This window comes from Sphingobacterium micropteri, from assembly GCF_014692515.1.
Lineage (GTDB): Bacteria > Bacteroidota > Bacteroidia > Sphingobacteriales > Sphingobacteriaceae > Sphingobacterium > Sphingobacterium micropteri.
The window spans coordinates 228,027-246,995 of sequence record NZ_JACOIK010000005.1 but is presented as its reverse complement, the minus strand read 5'-3'; the positions used below and the strand labels follow the sequence as shown (position 1 = coordinate 246,995).

The window sequence follows — 18,969 nt, the reverse complement described above, 5'->3', positions numbered from 1 at the left end:
GCTTATAGATACTTGTTCAAGAAGTCCTCTACTTCCTGATAATAGTTTATAATGTTTTCTTCACTTTTAAAGCGCCTTCCCTCCTCTTCTCTATATATATACTTAATCGGCACGTTATTGTTTTTTAATTTTTGCACAAACTGGTTCGCGTCCGTCAACGAACTAAATCTATCTTTTCCGCCTTGTGCAAAAAGCACAGGAATCTTTACTTTATCCGCATGAAAAACCGGTGAGATCGCCTTAAACATCTCATATTCGCTACTCGGATTACCGATTATTTTATAAAATAGGCGAACATACTGTTGATGATGAGGCGGAATTTCCCGGAAATAGGTAAAAAGGTTTGTATATCCCGACATCGAGATAGCGCACTTATAAAAGGAAGAGTTGTAGGTAGCCGCATGTAGCGCTGAATATCCTCCAAAACCACTCCCCATGATGGCGACTCTATTTTTGTCAACGATTCCTTGATGTATCAACCAGGTAACACCATCGATCATGTCGGCTTGTATTTTCCCTCCCCATTCTTTAAAACCAGCTGCCCAAAAATTCTTCCCGTAACCAGCCGAACCTCTATAATTTAATTGAAAAACCAGATAACCTCTATTGGCCAAAAACTGTACCTCCGCATCAAAATTACTGGTTTCACGACGATATGGCCCATCATGTACCAACACCACTACCGGTAACTTTTCCCGCTTTCCAATTAACGGATAAGTAAGATACCCATGCAATGTCAGTCCATCCCGGCTTTGAAAACTAACAGCTTCTTTCGGAGACAAAGTTGCCTTTGATAATTTTGGGTTCATTTCTTCCAGCAACTCCGCTGTATCATTTAAAACATTATAATGATAAATTCCACCGGCATGCACATCGGTATAAATTTTAACAATCCAATGATGCATACTCGTATCGGTATCCAAAATATCCATAGATTGGTTATCAAATTTAGCAGATAACTTATCAAAATATTGTTGAAAGGTCGGATCGAAGAAATGCCTTTTTACCTTGTTAATCGTATATTGACTATAAATAAGCTCCTGCAAATGGTCGGAATACCCAGCCGATTCCAGATCTACTTCCTCGTTTTCAAATATTAATTGCTCTTCTTCTCCGGTAGATACATTATATTCCACCAACGAAAGTCGATCTCTGTTGTGGTTAGATAAAGCATAAATATGGGTATGGGAATCCTTTACAAACCCCAAAGGCCTTATTGATGTTTGGTAATCTGTATTAGCGACCTCTTGAAAAGGCATATTTTCATCAGCTCTGTACAAAATGCTTTCCTGTACACTATCATTGGTCATTGCCAACCTCACTTTTCCGTCCGGCGAAGCAAACCATTTAGAAATGTTACCGGGGTTACGCGTTAACAGCTGTGGGGCGGAACCATCTACAAAAATTTTATACAGGTCGAATGTCGTCGAATCTCGATCGTTTAAGGTCGCAAGCAAATAATTAAGATGGGTTGTGTGTGGGGCTAGCCAGCGTAGTTTGGCTTTCTTCACGGGCAATAACAGCGTATTTTTTTCGGAATCGACCAAGATACTATATATGCGTAAACTATCTTGCGGTGAATGACTATTGGAATATACAATCAAGGAATCGGAAGCCCAGAAAAAATACTGAACATTCATATCTGATTGATAGGTAAGTTGCTTTGATTTATTTTTGTCCTGCAAATCCAAAACAAAAATATTCTTACAATGGTCGTCTATACCCAAATAAGCAATCCTATGACCATCAGGTGATATTTTGAAACTACTTTTTTCGGGCTTGACAAAAAAATCTTCAATGGGGATTAATTTGTTCGTACTTTGTTTATTTCCACATGAAACTGAAACAACAAACAAACACACAGCAAATATCCAAAGCAAACATCTAAACATATTCCAATCCTATTGCAATTTCAAATATTGTTATTTTTTTATAATAATAAGCTATGTGCAACCTTATTTTTACACGAAAAGCACTTCTATTTCCTAACCGGTTAATCCTTATTTTTCATCTACTTACGGCAGGCAGGCTCATCACGAGTACGCATCACGCATTACGCATAATTTGTTATCTTTACGGATGATTTTATATAACATCTCTATTATTATTGAGGATCGTAGTCACGATCAAGTTGTTAATTGGCTGAAGTCCCACTTACGCACAAGCACCTACGAAATAAATTTTTTGAAAATGTTGGATTCTCCACACGAAGGGACTACCTATTGTGTACAACTTTTGGCTGCGGACGATACTGTAATCCTTAAGTTCCAAGAAGATGTAGTAGCCGAAGTACAGACGTATTTGACGACCCATCACCCCGAGAAAGCTTTCATTTTTGAAAGCAAGATGCAATATCTATCGTTAGAATAACGAATTAAACAAAGCATTAATCTATCCCTTTATCCAGTGCCTCTTGGTAAGCTGGGTTATATACGATTTTGGGTGAAAGGTAATGCAATAACACCAAGCGAGAATATCGAAGGTTAAAAGGTGCAAAGATCAATATGGCCGCAAAAAGAACAGAAACATATACCCAAGGCGATTCACTGTGCGTCAACATAGCGGTTGTTAAACCCAACGTAACCACCTCTCCTACGGAAAAAGCATAGCTCACATACATAGCCGCATAAAAGTAACCCGGTTCTACCTCAAACTTTAATCCGCAATGAGGACAATGCTCATGCATTTTCTGCTTTTTAAAGCCGTATACAGGCCCCTCAAATACCTTTCCAACTCTACACTTCGGGCATTTAGACTGCACCATTGCTGTAAACCTAGATGTCGCCATGTAATTAGATTTGTTCTCCGAACGGTGAAACCTTTTTCGAATTGTTCTTACGATATTTTTTATACCATAATATACCGATTCCTATGGCAATCAAATAGGGAATAGCCAACAGGAAGAGGATGCCGTCATTCAGGCCTTTTCCCTGTGTGTTACCGTTAGCTGCACTGTTTTCCGCGTTCAAGGAACACATAGCACATTGCGCGGATACCTCTGTATAACAGAAGATACTCAACATGGCTACAGCCAGTATAACCAAAAAAGGAGTCCATTTTGAAATCATATACAAAAATACCAAAATTTTATGGTTTAGTACATTTTTGAAAAGAATGAACAAACAAACTCCAACATTACACCGTAAACCACGTTAGCAAGAATAATCTATAATAGAATTTTTTACATGTATAATCTTATTTTTCAAAAACAACATCTGATTGTTGTTTCGTTAACTCAAAACATGTAAATTAGTATCATACACCCACATAAACAAACGTTATGAAAGCCGTAGAATATAGACTACCGAAAGAGTTTGATAAATCATTCATCGTATTTAAAGAGCAAGGTCTGTATTTTCCTTGTCCGTGGCATTATCATCCGGAATATGAGTTTGTTCTGGTTAACAAAAGTAGCGGCCGCCGTATGGTTGGAGATCATATAGGCACATTTTTAGAGGGAGATCTTGTATTAATGGGTCCCTCCCTCCCTCACGTATGGGTAAACGATCAAAAATACTTCGAAAAAGAAAATACAGAAACTGCTGACGCTGTGGTCGTACACTTTCTCGAAGATTTCTTAGGCGAAACCTTTTTCAACTTACCGGAGGCTGAATCCTTAAAAAAAACACTTAATCTTTCCAACAGAGGACTGGTTATCTTAGGACACACGCGTTATCGGATTACAAAAATCATGAATGACATGCCCCGCCAAAATGGGTTGAAACGACTTTCCTCGCTTTTCGAAATATTTGACATTCTAGCGAACAGTTCGGAATATGAACTTCTTGCCAGCCCATCCTATATGGAAAACACCAGAGATATGTATTCCGATAGGTTCAGTAAAATAACCGAGTACATTTTACGTAATTTCCATCGGGATATCACCCTCAAAGAAGTCGCTGACCAAGCCAATATGGCAACGACGACGTTCTGCAATTTCTTCAAAGAACACTTTAGGATGACATTTGTAGAATACCTTAACGCCATACGTATTGGTCATGTATGCAAGCTTTTGGCAGATAGGGATAAAACGATTATATCGGTAGCCTATGAATGTGGTTTCAACAACTTAGCAAATTTCAACCGGCAGTTTAAAAGGCTTAAAGATATGACACCAAAAGAATATAGGAAGGCGTTGGAAACAGAGCCGATGATTGCTTAAGCATTCAATCCACCATCCAGTAGGATATTTTCACCGTTGATATATTCACCAGCTTTCGACATTAACAAGACAATTAATCCTTTAATATCATCTGTATTGGCCATTCTGCCTAATGGTACTTTTTTACAATAGTTCGTCACAAACTGTTCCGGCTGGTTATTGAATAATCCGCCCGGACTAATACAGTTAAACCGTATATTTCTACCCGTCAACATCTTGCCCATATAACGTGTTAGGTTAATCAATCCCGCATTATGAAAGAAGTAGTCCGCAGGCAAATCTCCCATTCCGGTTGTTCCTTCATAATTGCTCAAGTCCGGTCCCTTCATTCCCATCATGGATGCAATACTTACCACACTTCCTCCGCCCGATTGAATGATCAAATCGCTTAATTCACGCAGCAAAAAAAACATACCAGTAGCATTAGAGCGCATAGACGCTTCAAACTGTTCGATAGGTGCACGGTATCCTTTAACAGGGCGGGAAACCGCATTGTTCACAAAACCATCCAATCTGCCGTAACGCGCCAAAATATTGTTCTTTAATGCCAACATCGATTCGTAATCGTCCTGATCGACTGCCATAGCATGAACGTCCAAACCCTGTTCTCTGAATCCTGCCGCCGTAGCCTCTGCCCGTTGTAAATCACGGGAGGTGGTAATAACTGTCGCATCAGCTTCCGCTAAGCCTTCTACAATACACTTCCCGTAGTTTCCCGATCCACCGGTAACCACAATAACCTTATCCTTTAAACTTAATAATTCTTTTACGTTCATCTTTTTATTTTAAAAAAGTTTACCCCTACCACGCCAATGGCGCACAATCATTTACGCTATAATAAAACAACTCTTCCTCCTTGGTCGTAGCTCTCCTTCGCGCCGATCAGTATCGCCATCAACTGCTGTGTCTTTTTAAAATCCAACCGAGGTTTTCCTTCCTGAACTGAACGCACAAACTCGATCATATTGTCCCGAAACATGGAATAGGAATTACGAATATCCACGAGCTTCCATCCCTGTTGCCCGAAAAATGTCGCTTGGAAAGTTCCGGAAACATGTTGGTATAGATGTAGCACTACATCCGTTCCATCCTCCAAGCGGACATGCACAATTTCTTTATCCGGTTTGCCGATATGTTGTACACTGCTAGGGTGCGGATCATCCAGCACACTAAAAACAGCTTCCAACAGATGAATACCATATTTCTTCCAATCCTTCTTTCCTACAGCCGTAACCAGTTCGATTTTCCCCAATGCGCCCAATTCCTGTTTTGCAATACGACATTCATTCGCATAGCGCATGGACGAACAGGACATGATAAAGTTTCCCTGTTCCACTTGTGCAGCAAACCAATCTAAATCATCTTGTGAATAAGCCAATGGTTTGTCTATAAAAATCGGAACACCAGCTTCCACAAACGGCGTTGACATGGCTACATGATTTTCCGGATCATCACGCCCTAAAATAACTGCATCGATCTTCCCGATCATATCCACCATATTATCGACGACTTCGGCAATACCGGATGAGCAGGCAATACTTTCCGCGATCTCCCTTTCCTGGCACCACACATGGGTCACCATCGCCTCTGGAATACCTAATGTATCTTTATTGGCCTCCAAATAGGCCGCAACCGCCGGATAACCAACACGCGCAATTTCTTGTCCATCAAAACAACCATTGATAATAGCCGACCAAGAATATGGATGTGCATTTCCCTCGCTCATTCCCAAAACGCCTAATCTTATCATAACCAACCCTTTCTATCCCATTCTGCGAGATTTAAAAATGAGGGATCGGGGTATTTCATTTGCTGTGATTCTTTAAAAAGTTCGTTTGAAAGTGCATTCCCTTCCAGATTACGAATACTGGCATGCAAATATTCCTCTTTATCAATCCCGACCAATACGCTAGATACTTGCGGATGTTTCAAGGCAAACTTAGTGGCATACGCCGGAAAGTTATCAAAATGTACTTCCGCAACCGCACGATATGCTTCCAAATGGTTTTCTACCTCTTTCAATGCTTTATGCATCTTAAACTTACGTTCTGTCAACATGCCCCGCATTAATACAGAACGAACAATAATGCCTACACCTTTCTCATCCGCATATTGAAAACAGTCACCGTGCGATTGATCCATGAGATTGAATGGTAGTTGGATGGCATCCCAAATACCTGATTGTATCGCTTTAGCCGTCTCTTCCACTTTGTAAACCGAAACTCCGATATTTTTAACATGGCCTTCGCCCTGTATTTCCGAAAAGACACGAGCCACATCTTCATTTTGAAGGATATCCATGTCCGCGTAATGCACCATGAATACATCCACATAATCCGTTTTCAAGTTTTTTAAACTCTCTTCCAAGGATTCGCGAACAATGGCCTTCAATTCCGGATAAGCAGGAATATTCCCTTCTTCATCTTTAAAATGTACACATTTGGTTGCCAAAATGACCCGATCACGAATATCTTGAAATGCCAATCCCATCAATCGTTCGCTTTCACCATAATGTCTTGCAGTATCAAAGAAATTAATGCCAGATTCCACCGCCTTCTGCAACAACTGGATAGCAGATGCTTCATCTGGCATCTCGTGTGCTCCCAAACCATAGGGCATTCCTATTTCTACCCCACCAAAAGCAATTTCGGAGACAGAAAGACCGGTTCGTCCTAGAATTCTTGTTTTCATCATTTATTGTTCCAAATAAGACTTCCCTTTATCGTCTACGGATGCCCCAAAGGTTTTTACCATATCCCGACAGTAATTGGTCAACCCCACGACGTCAGCTCCTACACTTACAAAATCATATCCCATATCCAACAACTCCTGTAAATTAGCCGAAGAACCTACCGTACCTGCGAACTTGCCATTTTTGCGAGCTACCTCCGCCACACGTTTGCGTGTTTCGAGCAAAAGCGGATGATCCCATTGGCCAGGCGCACCTATCCCTTGACTGAAATCACCGGGCCCGAAGAAAAGCATATCAAAACCTTCGAGTTGCGCAATTTCTTCCAACTCATCCAAAGGTTCAGGGTCTTCAATCTGTAATACGACAAAACGTTCGCGATTTGCTGTTTCCAAATACGTATTGAAATCCATTGCCGTATACGTACCATCCGCATTTCCACCATCAATTGGTCGCTTTCCTTGCGGATAAAACCGTACCGTATGGATGACTTTTTTTGCATCTTCTACGCCCATGATATGCGGAACCATAATACCCGTCGCATCCAATTCCAACGGTTTAATATAATCGCTATAGGCACCTCTCGGCACTCTCACCATTAGATCAGTGTCATGTGCTTTTGTTGCCCACACGTGGGAAGCGATAACCGACCAATCTTGGCCGATATGCTCCAAATCCACCCAGATACAGTCGAATCCACTGATAGCAGCTATTTCCACAGATTGTGTGTCTTTTAAATTAATCTTAAAGCAACTTGCTGTTTCGCCTGTTCGCAATTTTTGTAATACCTTACTTCTTCTCATTATGTTATTTTTTCAATTTCATCACCCTCGTTTTTCGGTTTCAAACGGAACAACAGGAATGCACAAACAATCATGCTCAATGCGGCCACTTGAAAAATGACATTCAGGTTTACCTGTCCGTCCCGTAGTGCACCTGCAGCATATATCCCCACACCTCCTATGATACAACTACAGAGGTTCAAAAAACCGTAGCCGGTAGCAAGATACCGCTTATCAGCAATCATTCCCAAAATAGGCATCATATTCGCGTCAATGAAAGGCCGTGTCAGTGCGTATATCAGAAAACCACCTACCGTCGCCCATAAGAGGGTTGTATAACTTGCGATAAATACAGCCGGAACAGCCATTATAAAGCCGATCGCCGGCAACCATATCCGGGCTTTACTATTTGTCTTCGACCACCAATCCGCTATAGCTCCGCCTAAAATCACACCGACAAGCATAACCGGAAAAAAATACGCTGTGGAATACAAACCAGCTTCTGTCTGTGAGAGATTGAACTGTTCTTTATAATAGGTCGGTAGCCATCCGTTTATCATCCAGCTGATCGCCCCTGCCAATCCCCATATCACGACAACCATTACAAAAGCTCGATTGCGGAATAGGCTCTGTATCGCCAATTTAAAATCTATTTTTTCGGGTATTTCATCCGTGGAAACGGCGGCTTTAACGGATGATTTCTTGCGGTCTTTCAATAAGAAAATCAACGCCACCGCGTAGACTACGCCTATAACGCCAAAAATATGAAAAGCATAATGCCACGTATGTGTTTCGGCAATCCAACCACCGATAAACCCCAAACTTTGTCCGATCATAATCCCGCCTACATGCAATCCAACAGCGGTAGATTTTGTCCTGTCCGAATGCCAGTCCATAATCAGTGCCATTGCCGCCGGTATGTAAAAAGCTTCACTAATGCCCATCAATGCCCTCGCAGCTAACAAATATTCAAATGAAGTTGCGAGGGAGGTCAACCAGGTAACCAATGACCACACGAATAAACTACCAATAATGACGATGCTTCGATTAAAACGATCGGCAATGTAACCTGCCACAGGGCTGGAGAAACCATAAACCCATAGGAAGACGGACGTCAACAGCCCAAACTGTGCATCCGTCATCGGTATCTCCTCGATAATGCTGCTGCGCATCGTGACGATCATCATCCGATCCAGATAGTTAAGGCAGCCTATAACACATAGGAGTCCGACAAGCAACCAAGGATAGTATTTTCGATTAGTCATGTATATCACATTAAAAGTGCGTGCTGAACAAATATAAGGGAATAGCCCTGCTTCTGTGATATGCGATTTAACGAATTACTGGTACTATTTTACAATTCTCAACACGTTCAATACCATATACGCTGCTGTAGCATGAAGATCAGTATTATAATCCTTGCTACCAATATCCCGCATATTCGTATACATATCCACCACAATTTTTCGGTCGTTAGCATCGCCTTTCTGTGCCAATGCCGTCATGATGTGCGGTATCGCTTCACTTTCATTTCGTATGGCGTATAATTCTTCTTTTAACGACCGCATCACATTGGCAGACTGGCTTTCTGGCCCCGAGATCAACAACGTTGCCAATAGATTACTCCGCAAATCAGGTTTCAAATCATCCTTCCTCATCCAAGCTTCTACCTGCCTATATTCATCTTCTGCTAATGGACCAATATACCGAAGAATATAAGACGTTACGTGCCTTTCCAGTTCTGTTAGCTTATTACTTACCAAATCTTGGAGAAGCATATTCTTTACTGTTTGCTTTTTTTCCGCTGATCCTATCGTATAGTTCCAAAGCGAATACAACCGGAAGGAACTTTCTAGTCCGGTTGGCAAATCCTGAACCACACCGACCTGTAGCTTTGCTAGTGTTTCGATGGCATGAAGCCTATCCTCGCCCTCGGGATTACGATAGGCCGTCATAATCTTATCTATCCAATATTGTTTATTTTTCTCATCTGTAGCTGCCTGAACCAACACACGCCAAATACCTATACGATACTTGGGAATATGGCCAAACTGCTCCTCTTCTTTTAAAAATTCAACCCGTACTTCATCCACATAACAATTCTCCCATAATAGAAATTCAGCTACATGAACCTTTACCCATTCCTTTTCGGAATATAAAAGTGATTTTAAGTCTGCTAAAGCCATTTCTTTTGTTTGTCCTATGCTGCATAAAGGAATACTAATCAATAAAAGTAAACCCATTCGGAAGCCTGTCATATCCTTTAAATAGTCTGTTTCTTTAAAAATGCACTATTGACCGGAGACTTACCGGGCTGATCCGTTGACCATCTTTAAATGTAGCTGCACGAACCGTTTTATGTATAGGCACCTCAAATGGACCTTCGAACCGGCTCGACTGAAGGGTAGGTTCACTGCCATCCAATGTATAATATATCTCCGGCTGATAACTATCTGTTAATAGGTTAACGGTTGACGTATTACGGCCTACATCATCCGTAACTTCAAAATAAACCTGGTATGCACTGCGAGAATAATTGATCCCTTTCTGTTCATAACGGTTATATTGCTCTTCCAGGCGTCTTTTAAAATCTTCCCAGTCCTTCCGTTCCGCATTGCTCCATGCGATCTCCGCCAGTGCGGCCCCTCTGGGGTAGGTCATATATTCGTTCATTTCTGGTGAATGAATAAATTCGCTCCATAAATTTCCCTGCACGCCCAAGATGTACTTCTGTTCTTCAATGGTAAGCTCTTCCGGTACGGGTTCATAACCATATACTTTCCGCAGTGGGACATGCCCCCATATGGCGTAAGGCTCCAGATAGGGCTCACCTTGAAAATAATCAAAATACATGTGTGAGGTCGGCGTCATCACCACCGGATGCCCCATCTTCGCTGCGGCTATCCCACCTTTCGTACCACGCCACGACATCACCGCTGCATTAGGCGCTAGCCCACCCTCCAGTATCTCGTCCCACCCGATTATTTTTCTTCCCTTACTATTCAAGAATCTTTCCACTCGGGTTATAAAGTAACTCTGCAGTTCGTGTTCGTCTTTAAGGCCTTCTTCCTTTATGCGCTTTTGACAGTGCGGACAGGCCGACCAGCGTTTTTTGGGTGCTTCATCGCCTCCAATATGGATAATTTCACTTGGAAAAAGTTCAAACACTTCCGCGAGTACGTTTTCAAGAAACACAAACACTTCTTCTTTTCCCGCACAGTAAATATCTTCCTGTATCCCCCATTTTTCCGGTATCTGAAAGGGACCACCCGTGCATGACAGATCCGGATAAGCCGCCAAGGCTGCAAGCGAGTGACCGGGAAGCTCAATTTCAGGGACTACCGTTACATAACGGTCCTTGGCGTAGGCTACCACTTCCTTAATCTCTTCCTGTGTATAAAAACCACCATGGGGATTATGGTCAATGTTGTTCCCCGGTTGGAAGTTTGTTCCCGACCGCCAGGCACCGACTTCAGTCAATCTGGGATATTTCTTTATCGCTATACGCCAACCGTGATCCTCGGTCAGGTGCCAATGGAACACGTTCAGCTTGTGCATCGAGAGGTAGTCGATAAATTTCTTGACATATTCCACCGAATAGAAATATCTTCCCACATCCAGCATCAATCCCCTCCAACCAAAACGCGGTTTATCGACGATAGACAAGGACGGCAGTAGGATTGATTTCCGTTGATCTGTGGGGAGGAGTTGGTAGATGGTCTGGATACCATAGAATATACCGTTAGCTTTAGCGGCTTGGACAACGAGTTCTTTATCGGTAACAGATAGTCTGTAGCCTTCATTGCCCAACGTATCGGGTACCATTTCGAAAAGGATGGATTTCCCTTTTTCATCTGATTTTCCTTTCTTTAGGGATAATCCCGTACGATCGTATACTCCCTGAAGAAAAAGATCAGCCAGTTTATCAAGCTCGGCGTCTGTCCCATCGGCTTTAACCGTTACGTTCCGATCCAACTTGAAATAGCCAGCATGCTGCTCCATTTGCAAAGGCTGCGGAATCAGTGATAGTTGCTGATCGGATTCCTGCGCACCCACTTTAAAACAGAAAAAAATAAATACGAGGAAATAAAAAATCTTTGCCATATTTTCGGTTTATCTTACGCTACCGTATCCTTGTGAATCTGTTTATTTCTTCTTAAATACCGGTGCTGGTTTTTCAGCCACACTGGGTGAGTTCCCTTCAATCACAGGCCATCCATCCGTCCAGGTTACCTTATCCAGCATCAGTACCCTTCGGGTCGCCCCGCTAGAAACTTTTGCCTTTTCTTTATCTATTGCATGGTATATAAACCAGTCCGTACCCTCATCATCGGCGATCAAACGTGCATTGTGACCGGGACCGGCATACACCTCGTTGCCCTGTAGAAATAATGTCCCATTTCCACGTTCCCGGATATCCTTTCCGTTTTTGTCCAGATAGGGTCCTGCGAGCGTTGTGGACCGGGCAATCCGGACATGGTATGTACTGGCTGCACCGTCACAGCAGTGCCCTCTTGACCCAAAGAAATAGTAATATCCATCCCGTTTGTGCAGCACGACCGCTTCGAAATCTCCTGCGGCAATCTTAAACTTTTTGCTCAGGTCAGGAACCGATCTGCCGTCTGCCGACAGTTCTATGCCGTACGTACCCTGATTAGCCGCATTACTATAGCTCCCCCAAAACAGATATTTTTTCTCTCCTTCTTCCCAATACAGCGGATCGATGGAATTGGGCACACCAACCTCACTGGTGAAAAACAGTTTGCCCTGATCCGCAAACGGTACAGACGGACTGGGGGAGGTGGCCAGGCCTATTGCGGGATTGGCGTCTGCCCATGCAGAATAGGAATAATAAAGGTAGTACATGCCATTGACCCTGGTGAGGTCCCCTGCCCATAGAGAACTTTCGTTTTCCCTTTCTTTTTTCCACGTCGGTTTGGATATAAAGGCATCGCCCAGGATCGTCCAGTTCACCAGATCCGTTGACTTCAGTACTGGCATCAGCCGGTGGCCTTTGCCGTCACCCCAATCGTCTGACGTACCAATGGCGTAAAAAATGCCGGTACTGGGATCCCGCGTAACCGTCGGATCAGCTAATATCGGCTCAAAAACCGGATTCGTATAGTTACCGGAAACCTCTTCCTTTGGTTCCTCTTCCGGCTGCGGGGGCGTTTCCTCCTTGTTATCCGGACTGCTGCCTTTTCCACATCCTATAAGGCAGACGGTTATGGCAAGCAATATGCCATATTTCAAATGTCTATTTCTCATGGTATTTATTCAAATTAGTATAACACTTCTGGAATGCGTTTACTTACCTTTTTGAGGTTCCACTTCCAAAATACTACCTGCAATGTATCGTGGGCCATCGTCTTGATTATAATAATAAACGACCAAAACCCTGTTCTTGTCCAATTGTACAGACCAAGGATAACCGATATCCCAACTGCCACCGTCCTCCCGGATTACAAATTCCTCAGCCGTAGCAAAATCGGTACACTCCGCATTTAAAATCCGGGCACGAATGCCAAAGGGTTGGTGTCTGTATCCATAAACTACGAAAACTCTATCGTCTGGTAATCGCATCGCCTGCAAAGGATGTCCTTTAAATCCCATGCTTTCCCATTTGAATGTCTTTCCCCCATCTGTTGAACGTGCTATACAGGCCTGATCATCATACCTAGCCGTGCGCATAAATGCCACAATATCCCCTTTTGGTGTTTCATAAACCGATGTTTCATTGAACGATATCTTGTCATCCTTTGCCACCACGCCCGAATACGTCCAAGTTAATCCCTTATCATGTGAGATCAACAAGTAATTGGATGTTTTGCCCGGGCGATCATGCGCAGCCACTACCCACAACACACGACCATCTTTTGTTTCGTACAACGCTCCGCGATTATAGGCCGACATCGGCTGTCCGAAGGGGTCATAATGTATCTCATCTGGCACGTTCGGTGGATAATAAGGCCCTTGCCAACTCTTTCCTTTATCTGTTGACCGCAAGAGATATCCACCCAGAAACGTAAAACCACCTGAATTAAAAAAGGGTTTTTCCGGATTTTCTATACGTTTATCAACGGTTGTCCAGCCATAGCTGGCCGAGAGCAATGTACCGTCTTTCAGTTGTATCAGGCAGGGATCCTGCGATCCACCAAATGCATGCGCATAGAGTAATTCCGGAGATGTAGACCACTGCTCGCCATCTTTGGATTTCAACGTGACGAGATAGCTATTATGATCTACATGCGAAATCTTCTCTGTACCGAATATACGCCGATTGGGGGCTTGCCGGAACGCGACAAGGAATTCGCCATCTTTCTTTTTTATGACCGAAGGAAACGCATTATAAAACAATGTATCTTGATAGACAATGATATCCTTAACTTTCTTTATCGTACTCGATTGTCCAAAACCTAATTGCGAAGAAAGCAACATGGCTAGGGCTAATCCGACTATTTTATTTTTTTTCATCATGTTCAATAGTTATGCTATTCCATAGATATTAATACCCATCAGTTTGTTCAACCAACGGTTCCAAACTTAATACTTGTTCCGAGATCGGGAAATATTCCAAGTGTTTCTGATTAGCCTTTCCTTCTAAGGTAGGCACGAGTTCAAATGCTTTATTAAAACGAACCAAATCCCACCAACGTTTACCCTCAAACATCAATTCCAATAAGCGTTCTTGCAGTATAGCTTGATCATTCTGTACGGTACTGCCATTTACAAATCTATTGGCTTCATAAGCGGCTCCATAAGCTCTTTGTCTCACCAGGTTCATTTCTGTGGAAGGGTCTTGACCTAATCCATTTTTGGCTTCCGCTTTCATCAACAGCACATCCGCATAACGGTAGATCACAAAATCACTCGTGAAATAACGCACGCCAGAAATTAATGTTCCCCTACCTTTTAAGATTAAGGTCGGATAGAATCCAGGCGCCGGCATATCCAATACCGAAGCTGCTTTTCGTAAATCTCCATCTTTGAATTGGTTCTTAGCCAAATCCGTTACCGTCCAAACCATACCTCCTGAAGTCTGGCCAATGATCTCATTGGTCGTTGGGTCTACCTCATTTGGCAAGCGGGAAGAATATAGATTTGCAAAATAATTATTCCCAACTTCAAATTCCTTATTCCCAATAGCCATAATTACTTCTTTGTTGTTCTTATTTCCATATTTGAATAGATCAGCATAATTAGGCAATAAAGAAACATCTGCTTTCGCTACTTCATCACAAGCGGTTAGCGCTGTTTGGAAATCCGCATTTCCACCATTTAATCTCTTGGCCGTCCATAAGTATACATCAGCCTTCAATGCCTGGACACCAGCCTTAGACCAGTAGTTTCTACTTTTGATAAAACCATAGCTGGAAAACAGCGAATTCGCTTTTTCCAAATCATCTTTGATAAGCGTGAAAACTTGTTCTTGAGATGATCTTGCTTTTTGGATTACGTCCGGTTCTGCACCTTCTACCGGTTCTGTACGGATAGGCACTTCTCCCCAAGTTTTTACCAGTACAAAGTAAAGGAATGCACGGGAAACATAGGCTTGTGCTAAAAGGTTATTTTTGTTCGCCTCGTTAGCAAACGAAATATTCGGAACGTACTTTAAGACCAAATTTGCATCATTGATAGCCGAGTAAACGTTTTGCCAGGAAGGACCAGCAGAAACGCTGTTCAACGTATTCAGGTAATAACGATCGTAATCCAGGGTACCACTTACTTTCCCCCATTCCATCACCTCACTGCGCGCCTCTCCCCAGATGAATAAATTTAAACTTGCTAAACTACGTTGTTTGACATATAAACTTGTTATTCCTCCTTGTGCATCATCTTCCGTTTTCCAGAAGGATTCATTGGTGATCACACTCGTAGGATCTAATTCTAAAGATGTATTACAGCCTGTTTGAAAAGAAAGTACAGCTGCTAGTAGACTTAATTTTATGATTGATTTTTTCATAACCCTGTTTGATTTACGTGTACGAATTAAAATGCTGCTTTCAGTCCAACAGAGAAATTACGAGGGATAGGATAACGACCTTGATCCGTACCGCCATCCTCTGGATTCATACCTGTATATTTTGTGAAATAATAGAGATTACTACCGGTCACATTCACACGCACGTTTTTTAGTTTAACACGTTCGGTCCATGCAGAAGGCACTTGATAAGCGATGGTCACTTCACGTAGGGTCAGGAAATCCCCTTTCTCGTAGAACGCAGAGTTGGTGGAAGATAAGTGATAAGCACTACCTCTCCAATAACTATAATTCGCTGTTCCCGGTATATATTGCGGGCGCTCCGCAATATCTCCATCTTGCTTCCATCCCCGATCAATCATTTCCTGCGGAATATTTAAGTTTGGAGCCCACAGGCCGCTTAGGAAGATTTTCGCATAGTTATAGATCGTATGTCCTTTCGTGTAGTCCATACGCGCATAAAGCGAGAAACCTTTATAGTTTACAGCAGTAGAAAAACCGCCCGTTACGGTTGGATAGGGGTTTCCCAGATAGGTTAAATCACGTGTATCTAGGGTATCATTACGATCTAAATCCGCATAATTCACATCGCCTCCATATTTAGTCTTATCTGCAAAAGGCATGGTTAGATCCACAGGCGCATTAGCAGCTTCAGCATCGGTTCTATAGATACCATCTTGTTGCCAACCGTAGAAGTCCCCTATACGGCCTCCCTCTTGCAATCCACCCATCCAAGCATAACCATTTGAAGCGTTATCCCAAACATATACACCGCCCACACGATTATGCAATACCCCATTGTCAGGTAGTTTCAAGATTTTGGTCTTGGTCGTGGAGATATTGAAACCAACATTCCAGCCTAAAGCAGAGGTTCTGGGTAAAATATCGGCATTCAATTCCAATTCAATACCCTTATTTTGAAGGCTTCCCAAATTGGTTGAAATGCTAGAGAATCCAGTCGATGGGGGTAAAGTCAAGTTTGTGATCAAATCATCTGTTCTTCTATTGTAGTAATCGAATAAGATGTTGAACCGATTATCCATAAAACCTAAATCTACCCCGAAATCTAAGGTCTTGGATTGCTCCCATTTCAAGTTAGGATTAGCCAAAACGGTATTCTGTACAGCAGATTCATCCAAATAACGGCTACCGACAGCATAAGATCCTTGCGCATGGAAATCTGATAATCCTGAAATATTACCATTCACACCATAACTAGCTCTTAATTTCAAAGTCGATAAATAAGGTTGTACATTCGCAAAGAAATCTTCCTTATGCATATTCCATCCTATGGAAACACCCGGAAAAAAGCCCCAACGGTAGTTGGCGCCCAGATTAGATGCCCCGTCATATCTTGCCGTTACGGAAAGCAGGTACTTTTGCGCATAATTATAGTTTAAGCGAGAGAAATACCCTACCATAGCAAATATGGTTTCATTTCCATTTACGGAAACAGGTGTAGAAGATGCATTCAAAGTAGGGATCAAATCCGTTGCTGCTCCTTGTCCAGATGCATTAAAGCCATATATATATCTTTGGAAGTAAGAGAAACCTACCATAGCCTCAAAGGCATGGTTCCCATAGCTTTTCATGTAATTAGCCGTTAGGTCAGCTTGGGTCTGCATATTTTTATTGTAGGCAGAAGATGCAGCTCGGGTTGTATTGACATTACCAACTCCATTCAGGTAAGCATGGGTAAACACATAATTATCACCCGTTACTTTGTACAGGGAAACCTGGGGTGAAACTGTTAACCCTTCAATTGGCTTCCAATCTGCAGAAAGTGCTAATGTTAAATTCTCCGTAGCCGCTTTATTGTCTCTTTTATGCAGATGATAAACCGGATTACCGGTGTTCCGAGCCTGTCCTGGAGCTAACGTACCGTCTTCAAAAGTGTACTTGGCGGTTGGCGCTAGATTAGCTGCTCTAAAGAATAACTCCGAATCGCTATACACAACATTATTGGTCGAATAACTGTACATCATCTTGCCATTAACCGTCAATTTATCGTTAACCTTTAAGTCCGAATTCAGGTTCGCTGAAATACGGTCGTAGAAAGTCGTAATGGCGATACCATCACTCTTCATGTAACCAATGCTTGCATTTACGGTAGCACGGTCTGTACCGCCAGATACCGCCAGGTGGTGATCATGGGATAAACTATTTTGGAATAAGACATCCTGCCAATTGGTTTCTTGGAAGATAATCGTTTTACTGGGATCGGTCGGATCCGTCATCGATTGCCATCCCTCATCCAATTTATGTTTATTCGCATCCGTTAAATATTGTGTTGTAAAACCGGTATTGTTGGTCAAGTCATTACCTGTGCCAAAACCAGTCGGTTGCGTTAAAAGATTGATGGAACCCGGCACTTTACGCTCCGCCACCTGCGCACCAACTCGAGAATAATAAATATAATCCCGAGCAGAAGCCATATCATACAATTTACCTACGTTCGAAGATGACAAATTATAGGAGTACTCAATTTGCGTACGGTTAGCATTGCCCGATTTGGTGGTGATGATAACCACACCATTTGACCCTCTAGCGCCGTAAATGGAAGTCGAGGCGGCATCTTTCAATACTTGCATGGAAGCAATATCATCGGCGTTGATATCGTTCATGTTCGAACGGATAACACCATCGATGATGTATAAAGGACTAGCGCCATTTGGATTGTTAATGGATGTACCACCCCGAATAATTACACGCGGTGCAGCACCTGGTTGTCCGGAGGTGCTTTGAACACGAACACCCGACACCGTTCCTTGTAAAGCTGATGCTGGATTGGCAAAGGAAACATTCTCCAGCACCTTTTCATCCATTTTGGAAATAGCTGTTGTTAACGTCTCCCTGGATTGCGTACCATAACCTACGACTAATACCTCCTCAATATTGGTGTCGTCATTTTCAAGGGAGATAGCGGCAAGTGTAGAACTAGATGCAGACACTTCGATGGTTTTCTTTCCGATGGCGCTAATGACCAAAATACTTTGGTTCGAGTTTACCGCTAAGCTAAAGGCTCCATCTTCTCCTGTTAACGTTCCGTTTTGTGTTCCCTTTTCTGTAATAGTTACACTTGATACAGGTTTTTTATCCTGATCTACTACCTTCCCTGTAACGATCGTTTGTGCATACGCTAAGAAACTGGAACAAACAAAAAATAACAGTAATGCTGTCCGATTCAGATACATACTGGAACTCATGGTATCCTCTTTATCGGATGATGATTTGCTTAAATTCAATTGTATATTTTTAACCATAATTGTAAGGGAGCTGATTATAAGTATTATTACATTACCAAATTTAGACGTAAACCGCTCCCCCACCTACTACTTTTATGTAAATTACCGAT

The 18,969-nt window shown here is 42.4% G+C and carries 16 protein-coding genes; 2 read left to right on the top strand and 14 right to left on the bottom strand.

The features are described from left to right. Window positions 1-2: 2 nt before the first annotated feature. A complete protein-coding gene (locus H8B06_RS08775; protein WP_223857557.1) occupies window positions 3-1,640 on the bottom strand; it encodes an alpha/beta hydrolase family protein in 1,638 nt (545 codons plus the stop codon). Window positions 1,641-2,079: 439 nt separating this feature from the next. Between H8B06_RS08775 and H8B06_RS08770 the strand changes: the two genes are divergently transcribed. Next, on the top strand, window positions 2,080-2,370 hold the full coding sequence (locus H8B06_RS08770; protein WP_190993900.1) for a DUF4286 family protein: 291 nt from the start codon (window positions 2,080-2,082) through the stop codon (window positions 2,368-2,370). 16 nt (window positions 2,371-2,386) lie between these two features. Here H8B06_RS08770 and H8B06_RS08765 read toward each other — a convergent pair whose 3' ends face one another. Further along, window positions 2,387-2,788: a DUF983 domain-containing protein gene (locus H8B06_RS08765; protein ID WP_190993899.1), complete on the bottom strand. Its 402-nt coding sequence runs from the start codon at window positions 2,786-2,788 to the stop codon at window positions 2,387-2,389. A gap of 4 nt (window positions 2,789-2,792) precedes the next feature. Further along, the gene (locus tag H8B06_RS08760) at window positions 2,793-3,068 is read right to left on the bottom strand and encodes a hypothetical protein (protein WP_190993999.1); all 276 of its coding nucleotides are present in this window, start codon (window positions 3,066-3,068) and stop codon (window positions 2,793-2,795) included. Window positions 3,069-3,280: 212 nt separating this feature from the next. On the opposite strand from H8B06_RS08760, the gene H8B06_RS08755 reads away from it, so the two are divergent. Continuing rightward, window positions 3,281-4,162, top strand: a complete 882-nt coding sequence (locus H8B06_RS08755; RefSeq protein ID WP_190993898.1) for an AraC family transcriptional regulator — start codon at window positions 3,281-3,283, stop codon at window positions 4,160-4,162. Here the strand turns inward: H8B06_RS08755 and H8B06_RS08750 are convergent. The 11 genes from H8B06_RS08750 to H8B06_RS08700 all read right to left on the bottom strand — a co-directional run bounded on the left by H8B06_RS08750 (window position 4,159) and on the right by H8B06_RS08700 (window position 18,877). Beyond that, window positions 4,159-4,938: an SDR family oxidoreductase gene (locus tag H8B06_RS08750; RefSeq protein WP_190993897.1), complete on the bottom strand. Its 780-nt coding sequence runs from the start codon at window positions 4,936-4,938 to the stop codon at window positions 4,159-4,161. The two genes, H8B06_RS08755 and H8B06_RS08750, sit on opposite strands and share 4 nt — an antisense overlap. A 56-nt stretch (window positions 4,939-4,994) precedes the next feature. After that, the gene (locus H8B06_RS08745) at window positions 4,995-5,912 is read right to left on the bottom strand and encodes a Gfo/Idh/MocA family oxidoreductase (protein ID WP_190993896.1); all 918 of its coding nucleotides are present in this window, start codon (window positions 5,910-5,912) and stop codon (window positions 4,995-4,997) included. Further along, window positions 5,909-6,856 carry an aldo/keto reductase gene (locus H8B06_RS08740; protein WP_223857556.1) on the bottom strand — a complete coding sequence of 316 codons (948 nt, stop codon included), beginning with the start codon at window positions 6,854-6,856 and terminating at the stop codon, window positions 5,909-5,911. Before H8B06_RS08740 ends, H8B06_RS08745 begins: the two co-directional genes overlap by 4 nt. Continuing rightward, on the bottom strand, window positions 6,857-7,654 hold the full coding sequence (locus H8B06_RS08735; protein WP_190993895.1) for an HpcH/HpaI aldolase family protein: 798 nt from the start codon (window positions 7,652-7,654) through the stop codon (window positions 6,857-6,859). It abuts the gene before it with no gap. Next, window positions 7,654-8,898, bottom strand: a complete 1,245-nt coding sequence (locus H8B06_RS08730; protein WP_190993894.1) for an MFS transporter — start codon at window positions 8,896-8,898, stop codon at window positions 7,654-7,656. Before H8B06_RS08730 ends, H8B06_RS08735 begins: the two co-directional genes overlap by 1 nt. Before the next feature lie 84 nt (window positions 8,899-8,982). After that, a complete protein-coding gene (locus H8B06_RS08725; RefSeq protein WP_223857555.1) occupies window positions 8,983-9,876 on the bottom strand; it encodes a hypothetical protein in 894 nt (297 codons plus the stop codon). A 37-nt stretch (window positions 9,877-9,913) separates the two neighbouring features. Further along, on the bottom strand, window positions 9,914-11,737 hold the full coding sequence (locus H8B06_RS08720; protein ID WP_190993892.1) for a beta-N-acetylhexosaminidase: 1,824 nt from the start codon (window positions 11,735-11,737) through the stop codon (window positions 9,914-9,916). Between the two features lie 42 nt (window positions 11,738-11,779). Continuing rightward, window positions 11,780-12,901 (bottom strand): family 43 glycosylhydrolase, encoded by a 1,122-nt coding sequence (locus tag H8B06_RS08715; RefSeq protein ID WP_190993891.1) that lies wholly within the window; start codon window positions 12,899-12,901, stop codon window positions 11,780-11,782. Window positions 12,902-12,940: 39 nt separating this feature from the next. Beyond that, on the bottom strand, window positions 12,941-14,110 hold the full coding sequence (locus tag H8B06_RS08710) for a sialidase family protein (protein WP_190993890.1): 1,170 nt from the start codon (window positions 14,108-14,110) through the stop codon (window positions 12,941-12,943). Between the two features lie 28 nt (window positions 14,111-14,138). After that, a complete protein-coding gene (locus tag H8B06_RS08705; RefSeq protein WP_190993889.1) occupies window positions 14,139-15,596 on the bottom strand; it encodes a RagB/SusD family nutrient uptake outer membrane protein in 1,458 nt (485 codons plus the stop codon). A gap of 26 nt (window positions 15,597-15,622) precedes the next feature. Further along, the gene (locus H8B06_RS08700) at window positions 15,623-18,877 is read right to left on the bottom strand and encodes a SusC/RagA family TonB-linked outer membrane protein (RefSeq protein WP_223857554.1); all 3,255 of its coding nucleotides are present in this window, start codon (window positions 18,875-18,877) and stop codon (window positions 15,623-15,625) included. Between the last annotated feature and the right edge of the window lie 92 nt (window positions 18,878-18,969).